The 14,585-nt window shown below is 31.9% G+C and carries 14 protein-coding genes; all 14 read left to right on the top strand.

The window, feature by feature from the left end; translation table 11 throughout:
• The first annotated feature begins 7 nt into the window (after positions 1–7).
• Positions 8–1,192: a M24 family metallopeptidase gene (locus tag SYNTR_RS01560; protein WP_156202864.1), complete on the top strand. Its 1,185-nt coding sequence runs from the start codon at positions 8–10 to the stop codon at positions 1,190–1,192.
• 435 nt (positions 1,193–1,627) lie between these two features.
• Positions 1,628–2,815, top strand: coding sequence for an MFS transporter (locus tag SYNTR_RS01565; protein WP_156202865.1), 1,188 nt, complete (start codon positions 1,628–1,630; stop codon positions 2,813–2,815).
• 359 nt (positions 2,816–3,174) lie between these two features.
• Positions 3,175–3,501, top strand: a complete 327-nt coding sequence (locus SYNTR_RS01570; RefSeq protein ID WP_197079152.1) for a hypothetical protein — start codon at positions 3,175–3,177, stop codon at positions 3,499–3,501.
• 31 nt (positions 3,502–3,532) lie between these two features.
• Entirely contained in the window at positions 3,533–4,225 is a 693-nt protein-coding gene (sigK, locus tag SYNTR_RS01575) for an RNA polymerase sporulation sigma factor SigK (protein ID WP_156202867.1), read from the top strand.
• Between the two features lie 202 nt (positions 4,226–4,427).
• Entirely contained in the window at positions 4,428–5,843 is a 1,416-nt protein-coding gene (locus SYNTR_RS01580; protein ID WP_156202868.1) for a metallophosphoesterase family protein, read from the top strand.
• A 232-nt stretch (positions 5,844–6,075) separates the two neighbouring features.
• The gene (locus SYNTR_RS01585; RefSeq protein WP_156202869.1) at positions 6,076–7,089 is read left to right on the top strand and encodes a galactose-1-phosphate uridylyltransferase; all 1,014 of its coding nucleotides are present in this window, start codon (positions 6,076–6,078) and stop codon (positions 7,087–7,089) included.
• A gap of 21 nt (positions 7,090–7,110) precedes the next feature.
• Positions 7,111–7,617: a YqeG family HAD IIIA-type phosphatase gene (locus SYNTR_RS01590; protein ID WP_156202870.1), complete on the top strand. Its 507-nt coding sequence runs from the start codon at positions 7,111–7,113 to the stop codon at positions 7,615–7,617.
• Positions 7,618–7,704: 87 nt separating this feature from the next.
• On the top strand, positions 7,705–8,556 hold the full coding sequence (aroE, locus tag SYNTR_RS01595; RefSeq protein WP_156202871.1) for a shikimate dehydrogenase: 852 nt from the start codon (positions 7,705–7,707) through the stop codon (positions 8,554–8,556).
• A 58-nt stretch (positions 8,557–8,614) separates the two neighbouring features.
• A complete protein-coding gene (locus tag SYNTR_RS01600; protein ID WP_156202872.1) occupies positions 8,615–9,007 on the top strand; it encodes a GspH/FimT family protein in 393 nt (130 codons plus the stop codon).
• Positions 9,008–9,529, top strand: a complete 522-nt coding sequence (locus SYNTR_RS01605) for a DUF2179 domain-containing protein (protein WP_156202873.1) — start codon at positions 9,008–9,010, stop codon at positions 9,527–9,529. It begins immediately after the preceding gene.
• 20 nt (positions 9,530–9,549) lie between these two features.
• The gene (gene aroC / locus SYNTR_RS01610; protein ID WP_156202874.1) at positions 9,550–10,734 is read left to right on the top strand and encodes a chorismate synthase; all 1,185 of its coding nucleotides are present in this window, start codon (positions 9,550–9,552) and stop codon (positions 10,732–10,734) included.
• A gap of 14 nt (positions 10,735–10,748) precedes the next feature.
• On the top strand, positions 10,749–11,231 hold the full coding sequence (locus SYNTR_RS01615; protein ID WP_243140213.1) for a shikimate kinase: 483 nt from the start codon (positions 10,749–10,751) through the stop codon (positions 11,229–11,231).
• Positions 11,232–11,253: 22 nt separating this feature from the next.
• A complete protein-coding gene (gene aroB, locus SYNTR_RS01620) occupies positions 11,254–12,348 on the top strand; it encodes a 3-dehydroquinate synthase (RefSeq protein ID WP_156202876.1) in 1,095 nt (364 codons plus the stop codon).
• A 641-nt stretch (positions 12,349–12,989) separates the two neighbouring features.
• The gene (locus tag SYNTR_RS01625; protein ID WP_156202877.1) at positions 12,990–14,573 is read left to right on the top strand and encodes a GspE/PulE family protein; all 1,584 of its coding nucleotides are present in this window, start codon (positions 12,990–12,992) and stop codon (positions 14,571–14,573) included.
• The last annotated feature ends 12 nt before the right edge of the window (positions 14,574–14,585 follow it).

Below are 14,585 nucleotides of genomic sequence, written 5' to 3' on the forward strand. Positions count from 1 at the left end.
AAATCAAATGATATTTACTCCTAAAGAGGAGCTAATAAAACGGGTTAATAAATTACAAGAGAAAATGAAAGCTAATAATTGTGATGGGTTTTTAATAAGCCAAAATGTAGATTTATTTTATTTTAGTGGAACTATGCAAAATGCACAACTTTATATTCCTATAGAAGGTGAACCCATCTTATTTTGTAGAAAGAGCTTTGAAAGAAGTGAAACTGAAACACCTTGGAAAACAATAAATACAAAAAATTTCAAGCTAATTCCCGAGCAAATTAAAGATCTAGGCATACCAACACCTGAGTGTTTAGCCTTAGAATTAGATGTAATTTCAGCATCCTCTTACTTGTTTTTAAAAAAGCTTTTTAATAATCAAGAATTAGTAAATGGAAGTAATTGGATAAAAGATGTTCGTTCAGTTAAAAGTCCTTATGAAATTGAAATTTTACGTAACGCAGGGAAAAAGACAGCTGAGGCTTTTTCTCAAGTCGATAAAATAATAAAGCCAGGTTTATCTGAGTTTGAAATAGCTGCAGACATAGAAAATTTACTACGACAATCGGGGCACCAAGGAACAATAAGACTTCGTGGTTTTAACCAAGAACTATTCTATGGACTATTTTTATCTGGAGAAAGTGGAACTAAAACAAGTTCTAATGATGGAATCATAGCTGGTGCTGGTTTAGGACCATATTTTCCAATGGGTCCAAGTGAGAAAAAAGTTAATGTAAATGAACCATTATTTATGGATTATGTAGGTGTATATGACGGATATGCGGTTGATCAGACTCGAATGAGTGTTATTGGGGTATTACCTGATAAATTATATTATGCTTATAGAATATCTCTTGAAATTCAAGACTTAGTTATAAATCAAGTTAAACCAGGTTGTTTAGCTAGTAAATTATATAAAATTGCTGTTGATAAAGCTGAAAAGTCTGGTTTACAAGATAATTTTATGGGATATGGACAAGATGGTGTGAAATTTATAGGTCATGGTATCGGCTTAGAATTAGATGAAATGCCAGTTATAGCAAAAGGGTTTGATATTTACTTAGAAGAGGGAATGGTTTTTGCACTAGAACCTAAATTTGTGTTGCCGGGTTCTGGTATTGTAGGAATTGAAAATACTTGGGTAGTAACTAAAAATGGAGTTGAAAAACTAACTGTATTGCCCGATAGATTAATTACGATTTAATAGAGTCAAAGGGGACGGTTCCTTTTGACTCACCCATTAACGATAACTTTATGTTCAAAACTAGCAACCATAAAAAATATTTTAAAAAATCTTAAAAAATAAGTAGATTTAGAGATTCATAGAATGACTTATCTTTCACTTATGAAAACTAATTAATTAACAAAATGAGAATGCATTAAAAAAGACAGGAGAAACACGTCTTTGCTTCTATAATAACATTATTATGCCGCCTTTATTAGTAAATAAGGGTGGTAATTTATTTTTATTTAAGCTATTTTATACTTACAGAATAAATGTTTCATAAAATTATTAGAGGTTTTAGTATTCTATAGAATCTCGGGGGATAGTGAAAGATTTTGTGGTTAGCATAAAATTTTCAAATTTATTTAAAGCTAATGGATAAAGTTGAAACCTATAAAAATAGGAGATAATCTAATGAATAGCAATCTAAAGGTAGCAAAGGAACACAATAATTTAAAAGGGTTGTTTTTTTTATTTCCAGCGGCATTTTTTGTTTTTGTGAGTATATATACATCTATTATAGTCCTTCCACATTATGTGTTGGAACTTGGTGGAACAGAGTTTCATTCAGGACTGTTTAATATGCTATATTTTTTCTCAGCAGTACTTTTTCGAATTTACTTTGGACCTTTAGCGGACCAAAGAGGCAGGAAATTACCTTTATTAATCGGGGTTTTTGTATATGCGACTACACCACTTCTATTTTTCTTAGTACAGGATTTATGGTATCTAGCCCCAGTATATCTTTACCAGGCAATCGGACTAGCATCTTTTCTTTCCAGTGCTAGTTCATTTATAGCTGACTTAGCTCCATTAAATAGACGGGGAACCTTTCTTGGTGCTTATCGGATAGTCACAATTCTAGCCTTATTAAGTGGGCCTTCATTTGCTTTTTTACTTATCAACACATATGATTTTAAAACCTGGTTTATCTTTCAATTTTTTATGGGGCTTTTATCATTTATGTTGATAGCAATGGTGAAAAATCCGGAAATTCCGGTTCCGGGTGGAAGTTTTGGTTCGCTTGAACGAGTTGTAAGTGTATTAAGGGATCATAAATTACAGCCTATTTTTCTTGGTATTGCTTTAATTGCGGTTTCTTATGGGGCTCTTTCCACCTTTGTTTCTATTTATACTGAACAGTTTACCCAGATTTCCAACCCGGGAATTTATTTTACTTATTACGGTTTAGCGGGAATATTTGCTACTCTTAGCACAGGGTATATTGTAGATCGCTTTGGAGCACCGTTAGTAGCTTGGCCAGCAGTTATGATTATGGGGTTAGGTGTTGCTATTTTGTTTTTCCTTCCCAGTTTACCACTAATTTTTTATCTTAGCAGCTTTCTAGCTGGAGCAGGTATGGCCGGTGGTTTGCTGGCTTTTATAACTTGGCTAGTAAATAGCTCAGAATTAGAAGTAAGGGCGACAGCTTTATCGGTACAGGAAAGTACAATAGATTCATTTATGGCTCTAGGTTCTTTCGCGGTAGGAGTTTCAAGTGTTTTAATTGGTCTCCCTGTTTCTTTTGCGATCATCGGTTTGCTAGTTTTTGCCTTGGCTTCAAAAAAAATCAAACGAGTCAAGAAGAACTGTCACCTTTGACTCATATATAGTTGGAAGAAGGGAGATTATATATGAGGTATTACCAACTGTAAGAGGTTTTACACTTTTTCTGTTTATTAGCTGAAAATGTAGCGGATTTATCTAATAGAACTATAAATACCGAGAATAACGTGAATTATTTAGCTAATGCTATAAGATCAATTGGCTAAAAAAATAGATAATAATACTGAAAGACTTAAACGTATAGAAAATATGGTTGAAAAACATGACGTACGAATACAAGTTTTAGATAAAACTAAGTAAAAAAATATTAATATTTAAGTTGTATACTCAAACAGCATTTATAGGAAAACTATCTCACAAATTGCAAAATGATAATATTGATTTGATAACTAGTTTTGTTTGTGGTTATAGTTATACAACTCTACACGGGCGAGCAGATCCTCTTAGAGCACAAGTTAAACCAATGGTTAAAGCATTTTGAAGAAATATATAATCAAGAAATAGCAAAGGATATAGAAGATGCTTTAGAGCGCATTAGCAATCTTTTATTTGAAGTATTTGCCTTGTTTAGTTGCGAAAATGTTACCATCACAGATGAACAGGCTCTTGATTTATCATATAAGCTTAAAAATTTACATTTCTTACTCTCTGAAGTTGGAGCACCAAGAAACCATTATTTACATGTCAAATTAAGTCACATTTTAGTTACCACCTTCATATAGTATAAAGCACTGGATTTTTGGAGGTGGTATTTTGTCACTTGTTTATTGGGCGCTTGCCACTGTGGCAATAATAAATGGTGCTTTATTCTTAGTTGGTTATTTAAGCAATCAGGTGTTTCCTCAGCCTTTAGGTGAAGAGGATGAAAAAAAATATTTGAACCAGCTGAAAAATGGAAGCGAAGATGCTCGCAATAAACTTATAGAACATAATTTACGTTTAGTTGCTCATGTGGTTAGGAAATATGAAACTAGTGGAGAGGATTTAGAAGATTTAATATCAATTGGTACGATTGGACTTATAAAAGCAATAAATACTTTTAAAGATGATCATGGAGTTCGGCTAGCTACGTATTCGGCACGTTGTATAGAAAACGAAGTTCTGATGCATTTAAGAAATACCAAAAAGGTAAAACAAGAAGTTTCTATTTATGATCCTATTGGATATGATAAAGAGGGCAATGAGATTTCATTAATTGACATTTTAACTACTGATAACGAAATAGTAGAGATTGTAGAAGCAAAACTTCAAGAGGAAAAGATTCGTAGTAAAATGAATATTCTTTCTAAAAGAGAGCGTCAGGTTGTTGAGATGAGGTATGGGTTGTTTAATGGACTAAAAGAGACACAAAGAGAAATTGCCAAAAAATTAGGTATATCTAGATCATATGTTTCTCGAATTGAAAAAAGAGCATTGAGAAAATTAATTAAAGAGATAAGTGTATAGGTTTTAATTTACTTTATTAATATAAAAACTCCTTTAAAGTTAGCTTTAAAGGAGTTTTTATATTAATAAATACACATAATACCACAAGCTAAATAATATACTAATATGTTATACTGTTAGGCGAGCACCAGAGTGATCATTTTACATAACCTATATTAAAAGTAATACTAAAGGGAATGAGTTGAGGGAGAGGTTTATTCTGGTGAGAGGTTTAACTATTAGTACAAAAAGCAAAAATGTAGCAAAAATTATAGGTATTATTATAACAGCTATAATTGGTGCTTTATTAGCTATATACTTTTTTAGCTCTACTACATTTAATGTTCAAGGCTTATCTATAAACTTAAAAGCTACCCCAGCTTTAACTGGTAAAACTGTAATTTCACTACCACCAGTTGGCAGTTTGTCTGCAAACACGCATATTGCACCACTCGAATTTAATGCAAGTCTAGAAAGAATTGAAGCTGATACTATTAAAGAGGTTTTAGCTGATAGTGAAGGGCGGGAGAAATTAATATCAGAGTTGACCGAACCTAAGCTAACTTTCTTAGTTCCTTTTGCCTGGAAACAGTTAGCACTTGCTGCTGCAGGAGCCGTATTCTTAGTGATATTAATTTGGCGAACTCGCTTTTGGGCATCGATAGTTGCTGGAGTTGGTGGAGCATTTATGATAGGTATATTTATGCTAATTGCAATATATTCTTATAATTTAGAAGCTTTTAATGAACCTGAGTATGAAGGGGTCATTTCTTTTGCACCTGAGATGATTACTATGGGAGATGATTTCTTGAGTCAGTTTGATGAAGTACAAACTCAAACTGAATTAGTGGTAGAAAACTTGTATAATTTATTTGGAAATATTGATAACCTGCCGTTTTTAGGTAATCCAGGTACAGATGAGGATACGGTAAGGCTATTATTAGTTAGTGATCTACACTCAAATCCAATAGGTGTAGGGTTTATAAACGCTGTGGTTAATAATTTTTATGCTGATGCTATTATAGATGCAGGAGATCTTACTGATTTTGGTTCACCAGTCGAGGCACAACTAGCTAATGAATTAAAGGATATTGAAGTTCCTTATTTATTTGCACCTGGAAATCATGATACTCCTGAAATAATGGACTTAATTAACAACATGCCTAATGGCACTGTATTAGAAGGGCAAGTTGAAACAATTGAAGATATAAATATAATTGGCAATGCAGATCCATTGGCATATTCGTCGGAAGTAATGAATGATGAGCTAATTCGAAATAGAGACCTTAGAAGACAAATTGAAGAATTAAGGTTAACAGCAGCTGAGCTTGAGGAAATGGTTGATATAATAGTTTTACATGACCCCAAATTTTCAACAACACTTGAAGGGTTAGCAAATGTTGTTGTTACAGGACATCATCATAGACATTGGATTAAAAATGGAGAAAATACAGTACACATTAATCCAGGTAGTACAGGTTCATCGGGGGCTAGAGGTCTTTATTCTGAAACAAAGGTGCCTTACTCAGCAGTTTTACTGTATTATCAACCCGGTGAAGGTCCAATTGCAGCTGATACTATTGCATATCATCCTATTTCTGGACGTTTTAATGTTGAAAGGACATTATTGAATAGATAAAAACAATTTTATTAAACACTACCGAGGATATCCTTGGTAGTGTTTTAATTGTAGTTGAATTGATATTTATAATACAATTGGTTAATATATCATATATTATGTATTATGCTAAAGCTACTGTTTTGTTTTAGTTATATAAGATTTAAAACCTTTTTTACAATTGTTACTTAATAGGTGTAAAATATTAGTTGAGGTAGTTTGTTACATAAAGGCTTAAAGGAGGTAATCCTAGTTGCCAGAGCTTAGAAAAGATATGGTGCGTAATAATTGGGTAGTTGTTGCAACTGAGAGAGCATTAAAGCCAAACGATTTTCCAATCAACAAAAAGGACGTTAGCTATGAAACTGAAACTAGCTCAATACATTGCCCTTTTTGTGAAGGAAATGAATCTTATACTCCTCCTGAAATATTTGCCTATCGTGATGAAAATATCCCTAAAAACTATCCTGGTTGGTCTGTACGTATAATACCTAATAAATTTGCAGCATTTGAGTTAACAGGTGAATTAAAACAGGAAGTAAGTGGGGTATTTAGTAGCTGTAATGGTGTAGGACATCATGAAGTAGTTGTTGAAACACCAGAACATGGCACTGAATTCCACGAGTTTAATTTAAATAGAATTGAGTTGATTATTAATACATTTATAATAAGATATAATGTATTATTAAAGGATCCAAGGATCAAGTACATACAAATTTATAAAAATAGAGGTTTATTTGCCGGTGCTTCACTAGATCATAGTCATTCACAGATAGTTGGATTACCTATTGTTCCAGAACAAAACAAAGGGTTAACTGAGTATTATTTAGAGAATGAAAGATGTCTTTTATGCGATATAATTGAACAAGAGTGTATGTATAAAAAAAGGATAGTTTACGAAACAGAGTTATTCTTAGTTATTTGTCCTTATGCTTCACGTTTTTCGTATGAAATGTGGGTGTTGCCTAAAGAGCATAGAGAGCATTTTGGTGACATATCTGAAAATGAAGTAAAAGAGTTATCAGTAGTAATAAAAAAAGCTACGAGTGTTATTGTAGATTGCCTTAATAATGCTTCCTATAATTTTATTATAAATACGTCTTCAGTAAATACACCCCAAAATCCTAGCGATCATTGGTTTGTTGAAGTTATTCCTAGGTTAATTGTACCTTCAGCATTAGAAGTTAGTACAGGTTATTATATAAATCCGGCTGCCCCAGAAGTGTCGGCTGAATTATTAAGAAAAGAGTTTAAAAATATAGACTAAAATAATATGTGAGGTAATACTATGTCCAATATTTTATACCCTAATGTTTATGTAGATTCGATTTTTGATATTTCTTTGGAAAAATTAAAAAAATTAAAAATTAGAGCTTTAATAATAGACCTTGATAATACTTTAACAGAGTGGAATAGTAATATAATTGCATCAGAGATTGAAGAGTGGTTTGAACAAATAAAAGATGAAGGTTTTAAAGCTTGTATTTTATCAAACAATGGTGAAGAAAGGGTAGTAAAGGTTGCTGACAAATTAGGCATACCCTATATTCCCAAAGCTGCCAAACCAAGAAGGAAATCTTTCTATAAAGCAATGGCACTATTAGAATCATCAGCAAAAGAAACAGCTGTTATAGGTGACCAAGTTTTTACAGACGTATTAGGTGGTAATCGTGCTGGTTTATTTACTATATTAGTTGTTCCTATAAATAGAAAGGAATTTATGGGTACTAAGATATCTCGTGCTATGGAATATTTTGTCTTGCGCCGTTTTAAAAATAGTAAACAAGATATATAATTGATTGAAATATCAACAGAATAATGACATAATTTAACAATAGCGGATGCTTAAAGCATTCGCTTATATAATATTGGAGGTTTTTCGGTGTTTATCAATTCACATACAAAATTACTTGGAATAATTGGAATGCCACTAAGTCATAGCTTATCACCTATGATGCATAATCAAGCATTGCAGAACCTAAAATTAGATTATGCTTACATACCGCTAGAATTTGAAGAATATAATTTAAGTAAGGCTATAGATGCAATTAAGGTTTTTAATATAAGAGGAGTTAATGTAACTATTCCTTATAAAGAAGCTGTTATTCCTTATTTAGATGAGTTAACTGATAGTGCTTATAATTGTAAAGCGGTTAATTTAATAATTAATAATAATGGATATTTAAAAGGATACAATACTGACGGTGAAGGGTTTATGTTAGGAATAAAGGAGCATGATATTGAATTAAAAGATAATGCGGTATTTATTGGTGCAGGAGGTGCAGCTAGGTCAATTGCTTATGAGTTAGCTCATGAGGTTTCTAGAATAGATTTTTTAGATTTAGATAGGCAAAGAGCAGTAGAGCTTGCTGATTTTATTACAAATAAAACCGATTGTGATTCAAACGGTTATTTAATGTTAGAAGAATTGTTTGTAGATTTAACTCTTAAAGCCGATATTATAATAAATTGTTCACCAGTAGGCATGTATCCTAAAGTAGATATATCTCCTGTAAGTTGTATAAAACACTTAGCAAAGGAAACAGTTTTATGTGATTTAATATATAATCCATTAGAAACAAAGTTATTGCAAATGGGTAAAGAACATGGCTTAAAAGTAATAAATGGATTACCTATGTTCTTATATCAAGGTGCTCTAAGTTTTGAATATATGACAGGGCATTCAGCACCATTAAAGATAATGAGAGAAGTGGTTACCAATCAAATTAAATAAAAATGGATTTACATTAATAGAACTTATATTAGTTCTTTTTATATTATCAATTATATTATTGATAACAACTCCTTCTATAACAAAAACTGTTGAATTTAACAAGTTAAAAACAGATTCTCATGAAATGGCAGCATTACTCAGACTAATGAGACAAGAGGCCATTACTACACAACATCCAAAAACTGTAGTTTTTTACATATATGGAGATAGGTATAATATATTATTTGGTGAGAGCTTTTATTTAAGTGAAGATATACAGTTTGTGGGTGAAACTTCTTTTACCGGAAATGTAACGGGAAATCCAGCGGTTACATTTTTGCCTTCGGGTTCACCTAACTCAGGAGGTACAGTCATGTTAGGAAATAGATACGATGATATAATGTACATAATAGTAAATCCAGTAGAAGGTAGAGTAAGAGTTTCTAATGAACCACCTGATCATTGGTATTAGATGGGAGGAGGTATTATTTTAGTATTAGAATTACTTTTTATATTTTTTGCTAGGATAATTGATGTTTCATTAGGTACCATTAGAATGATTTTTGTTATTCGTGGAGATAAGTGGCCAGCTGCTGCTGTGGGTTTTATAGAAATCTTAGTTTATACTTTAGCTTTAGCCCTTGTGGTTGGAGCATTAGGTGATCCGATTAAGTTAATTGTGTTTAGTATAGGCTTTTCTTTAGGTGTAGTAGTAGGGGTAGTCATAGAAGAAAGGTTAGCTTTAGGTTATAGGGGATTACAGGTAACTATTGATAAAGAACATGGATACATAACAGACGAATTAAGGGAAGAAGGGTTTCCTGTAACCTGTTGGGAAGGTAGAGGTAAAGCTGGAGAAAAGTTAGTTATGAATATAATAGTAAAAAGAAACTTAGCTCCATTTGTAGCTGAAAAGGTTTACGAAAAAGCCCCTAGTGCATTTGTTGTTTTTATGGAACCGAAGCAGTTTCGTGGAGGATACTTTAAAAAATAAAAATAAAAGAGGCGATAAAAATGTTTAGATATACAACTGCGGGTGAATCACATGGCAAAGGGTTGGTAGGTATTATTGAAGGGATGCCCTCTGGATTACCAATTACGTCTGAATATATTAATAAACAGCTTAAAAGAAGGCAACAAGGTTATGGTCGCGGTGGGAGAATGAAAATTGAATCAGACTCGGTTGATATAATTTCTGGTGTTCGAGGCGGGGTTACCACAGGTAGTCCTATTAGCTTTTTAATACACAACAAAGATTATGAAAATTGGCAAGAAGTTATGGATGCAGATGAAATTGTTAAGGGACTAAAAGAAGTAAAACGTCCCCGGCCAGGTCATGCAGATTTACCAGGAGCTATAAAATTTAATCATTTAGATATGCGAAATATATTGGAAAGGGCTAGTGCTAGAGAAACTGCTGCTAGAGTAGCGGTTGGAGCATTTTGTAGGAAATTATTAGAATATTTTAACATATATATATATAGCCAAGTCTTATCTATTGGAGAAGTAAGCACTTTGCCTAAAATTGTTAATAAAGAAAACTATCAAATGTTTTGTGATGAGATAGAAACTTCTATTGTACGTTGTGCTGACAAAGAATGTGAAAAAAAGATGGTAGAATGTATAGATAAAGCAAAAAATGCAGGAGAATCCTTAGGGGGAAGCTTTGAAATAGGGGTAATAGGCGTGCCTGTAGGCCTTGGAAGCCATGTGAGTTGGGAAAATAGGCTTGATAGTCAATTAGCTGCATTAATAATGGGAATACCAGCAATAAAATCTGTTGAAATAGGTGAAGGCATTGAAAATTCTAAATCTTTAGGTTCTTATGTTCATGATGAAATATTCTATAACGATACTACTGGTTTATATCGTAAAACAAATAGGTCAGGTGGTATAGAGGGTGGAATAAGTAATGGTGAGACAATAAATATTAAAGCTTATATGAAGCCAATCCCTACTCTTTATAAACCATTAACTAGTGTGAATATTTCTAACTGGAAGGAAGAAAAGGCAGATATAGAAAGATCAGATATATGTGCAGTTCCAGCTGCATCCATAGTTGGAGAAGCAATGTTAGCTTTTGGTATTACTAAAGCATATATTGATAAATTTGGTGGAGATAGTATTGTAGAAGTTGAAAAGAACTACTACAATTACAAAGATTATATGAAAAAGGTGTGGAAATGGGAAAAAATATAATTTTAATAGGCTTTATGGGTACAGGAAAAAGTACAATTGGCTATAAATTAGCAAGTCGTTTAAATAAGCAGTTTGTAGATATGGATAGAGAAATAGAAAAAGTAACTGGAATGACTGTAGCAGACTTATTTAGGCAGTATGGTGAAATTCGTTTTCGATCAGAAGAACGATTAATGGCTAAAAAATTAAGTGTACAAAATGATATTGTGATAGCTACAGGTGGTGGAGTGGTACTTGATCCAGAAAACATAAATGCCTTTAAAGAAAACGGAATAATTGTATGGCTTGATGCTAGTCCAGAAATAATATTTGAACGAGTTAATCGAAAGAAAGGTACAAGGCCATTGCTTAGAAAAAAAACTAGTATTGAGGATATTGAAAAATTTTCAAACGAAAGAGAGCCACATTATTCGTGTGCAGATTATCGATTTGATACAGGAAAAAATTTAGATGAAGTTGTTGAAGAAATAATTAAAGTTATAAAAGATAAAATATAATGCTATTGAAAGGAAAAACCTTATGCATAAAGTTAACGTTAATCTTGGGGACAAGTCTTATAATATATATATTGATAAAGGTCTTTTAGCTAATACTGCACAGATAATTAGTGAAGTATCAAGCACTAAAAAAATTTTGCTTGTTAGCAATCCTACCGTTTATTCTCTTTATGGTGAAGTAGTTATAAAAGAACTAAGAAAAGCTAATTTTGAAGTAATAAAAAGTATTATTCCAGATGGTGAACAATATAAAAATATGAAAGAAGCTTTAAAAGTTATAGATTTAGCAATAAAAAATAATTTAGAAAGATCAAGTATAATCGTTGCTTTAGGTGGTGGAGTTGTTGGTGATTTAGCGGGATTTGTAGCTTCAATTTACCACAGAGGAATAGATTTTGTGCAGATACCAACGACACTTTTGGCTCAGGTAGATAGCAGTGTTGGTGGTAAGGTAGCAGTAAACCACCCAGAAGGAAAAAACATTATTGGAGCATTTCATCAACCTAAAGCTGTAATAATAGATACAAACACCTTAAAGACCTTAGAGAAAAGAGATTATAAATCTGGTTTAGCAGAAATAACCAAATATGGTATTATTTTTGATAAAGAATTTTTCACATTTATAGAAAACAATTTAGATAAAATCAAAAGCATGAAAGATTTATTTGCTATAGAAGAACTTATTTCAAAATCATGTATAATTAAACGGTCAATAGTTGAATTAGATGAAAAAGAATATGGAATAAGAGCAATATTAAATTTAGGTCATACCTTTGGGCATTCCATTGAAAAACTTACAGATTATACAACTTATAGACATGGTGAAGCTGTAGCATTAGGCATTCTTTATGCAAGTGAACTTGCTGCAGATTATGGTAGTATAAAAACTTCAGAAAAACATAAAATCCAAAATTTATTAGTAAATTTAGAGTTATTAACTAAATTGCCAATGTTAACAGGTGAACAGATTTATAATGGAATGTTAAATGATAAAAAAATGGAAAACAACAAATTAAACTTAGTTCTACCAAAAGGAATAGGTGATTACATAATTACAGCTGATATACCAGAAAATGAAATAATACAAGCAATAAATAAAGTTAATGAAAATTTTTGATAACTTGCTTCGTTTCTTAATATTATAATAAAAAGAAGGAATCTTTCATTTAAGAAAGATTCCTTCACAAGCCCACAATAATCTACACTAGAGCTACTGCAAATTCCTGCGTAGCCCCTGACAATCTTTCGACTGCCAAAGACCATTACGAAACTTACAATAACCTTCGCTTGATCCGTATAAATCCCATAGAAGCATATAACAATCTCTCGACTATTATAACCCTCAAAAGCAAAATTACTTTCGAAATTTATACAGATCTTAGCTCGACTAACAAGTATCTCTTACGATTATATAATAGTCCTTCGGACTACTATATAACCTGCCAAAACACTTATCAATCTTCCCTCCAGCTAATACTGAGCCTTTTTTAGACCCAATATTAACTTTTGGTCGACTACTACAGAGCCGAATAAAACCCTGTAATAATCTTTGCTCAACTATTGTGAACCTGTTAGTCTTATTATGAACAAAATTAATAAAACTATTCTGCCAACTAATGGTTAAACCTTAAAATAAAAGTCGAAAAAACCAAGAAAAATTTTCTTTATTTTTACAGAAAAAAGTGGAAATAAAGTAAAAATAATATAAAATTAAGAAGAGAAAAGAAAAAATAATATTCTTATTTTAAGGGAGTTATAATGGCTAAATTGCATTCAAGTGAACAGTCTTTTAAAAAAGTGAAAACTATTTATAATAATGTAGACTTTAATTATAGATACGAAAAATTAAGTAGCTTAAATATAAACCCACAATCGATTAAGCTTGTACCTAATGTCTTATTAAATAAATATAATTTTTTACCTATTTCATTGAAGGAAAACACCTTAATTATCGCAGTAACAGATCCATATGACTTAACTATGAAAGACGAAATAAGTATAGCAACTGGTATGGAAGTTGAACTAGTAATAGTTGAAAAAAAGGACTTAGAGAGAGCTAGAAAACAATATTTAGTTATTAATATAGAATCAGATATTAATAAATCATTAAGTCAAATAGGCGAAAATAATAATGAAGCATATTCGACATTAAAAAAATCATATAAATTACAAGAAGACGCACCTATAGTAAGTATTGTTAGCACTTTAATGATACAGGCAGTACAAGGACAGGCTAGTGACATTCATATAGAACCTCAGAAAGAAGAGGTTAGAGTACGTTTCAGAATAGATGGACATTTACATAAGGTTTTAAGTTTGCCCAAATCGATATTATCAGGTGTTATTTCTAGGCTAAAAATTTTAGCAGATATGGATATAGCAGAGAAACGAATTGCTCAGGATGGTCATATAAACATGACTATCGAAGAGAGAGAAGTAGATTTTCGAATATCTACTTTACCCACCATATTTGGTGAAAAAGCAGTCATAAGAATACTTGATAAAGCTAATGCAATAACACAAATCAATTCTCTTGGTTTATCTGAAAAAAATAGAGCAATATTAGTATCTCTATGTCAAAGACCACATGGATTGGTACTAGTTACTGGTCCAACTGGATGTGGTAAAACAACTACATTATATAGTATGTTAAATGAAATAACAGATGAATCTTTAAATATTATTACATTAGAGGACCCAGTGGAGTTTTGTATTGAGGGGATCAACCAAGTACAAATTAATCCTAAAGCTGGGTTAACTTTTTCAAGTGGTTTAAGATCTATTCTAAGACAAGACCCTAATGTAATTATGGTTGGTGAGATTCGAGATTACGAAACAGCACAACTATCAGTACAAGCTGCCTTAACAGGTCATTTGGTTTTGTCTACTTTACATACTAATAGTGCAGCATTAACTGTTGCTCGTTTAGCTGATATACAAATTGAAAATTTTCTTTTAGCTTCTTGTTTAGCTGGTGTAGTTTCACAAAGGCTAGTGAGGAAATTATGCCCAAACTGTTCAGAATCTTACATATTGGATGAACATACAGCAATAAGGTTAGGGATTCGGGAAGAAGCTGGTGCTCAATTTTATCGTGCAAAGGGCTGTAGTATGTGTAGAAACTTAGGGTACTATGGGCGAATTGCATTACAAGAAATAATGATTGTAGGAAAATCCATTAGTGATGAAATAAATAAAGGGAATACAACTGAAAACTTATTAGAGAAAATGGCTATAGAAGAAGGGATGTCAACGATAAAAAGTGATGGTGTTACTAAAGCTAAACAAGGAATAACATCATTAGAAGAAGTTCTCCAGGCTGTATTGCTTGAATCAAGTTAAATAAAAGAGGCA

The sequence above is a fragment of the Candidatus Syntrophocurvum alkaliphilum genome (assembly GCF_009734445.1).
GTDB classification, from domain to species: Bacteria; Bacillota; Syntrophomonadia; order Syntrophomonadales; family Syntrophomonadaceae; genus Syntrophocurvum; species Syntrophocurvum alkaliphilum.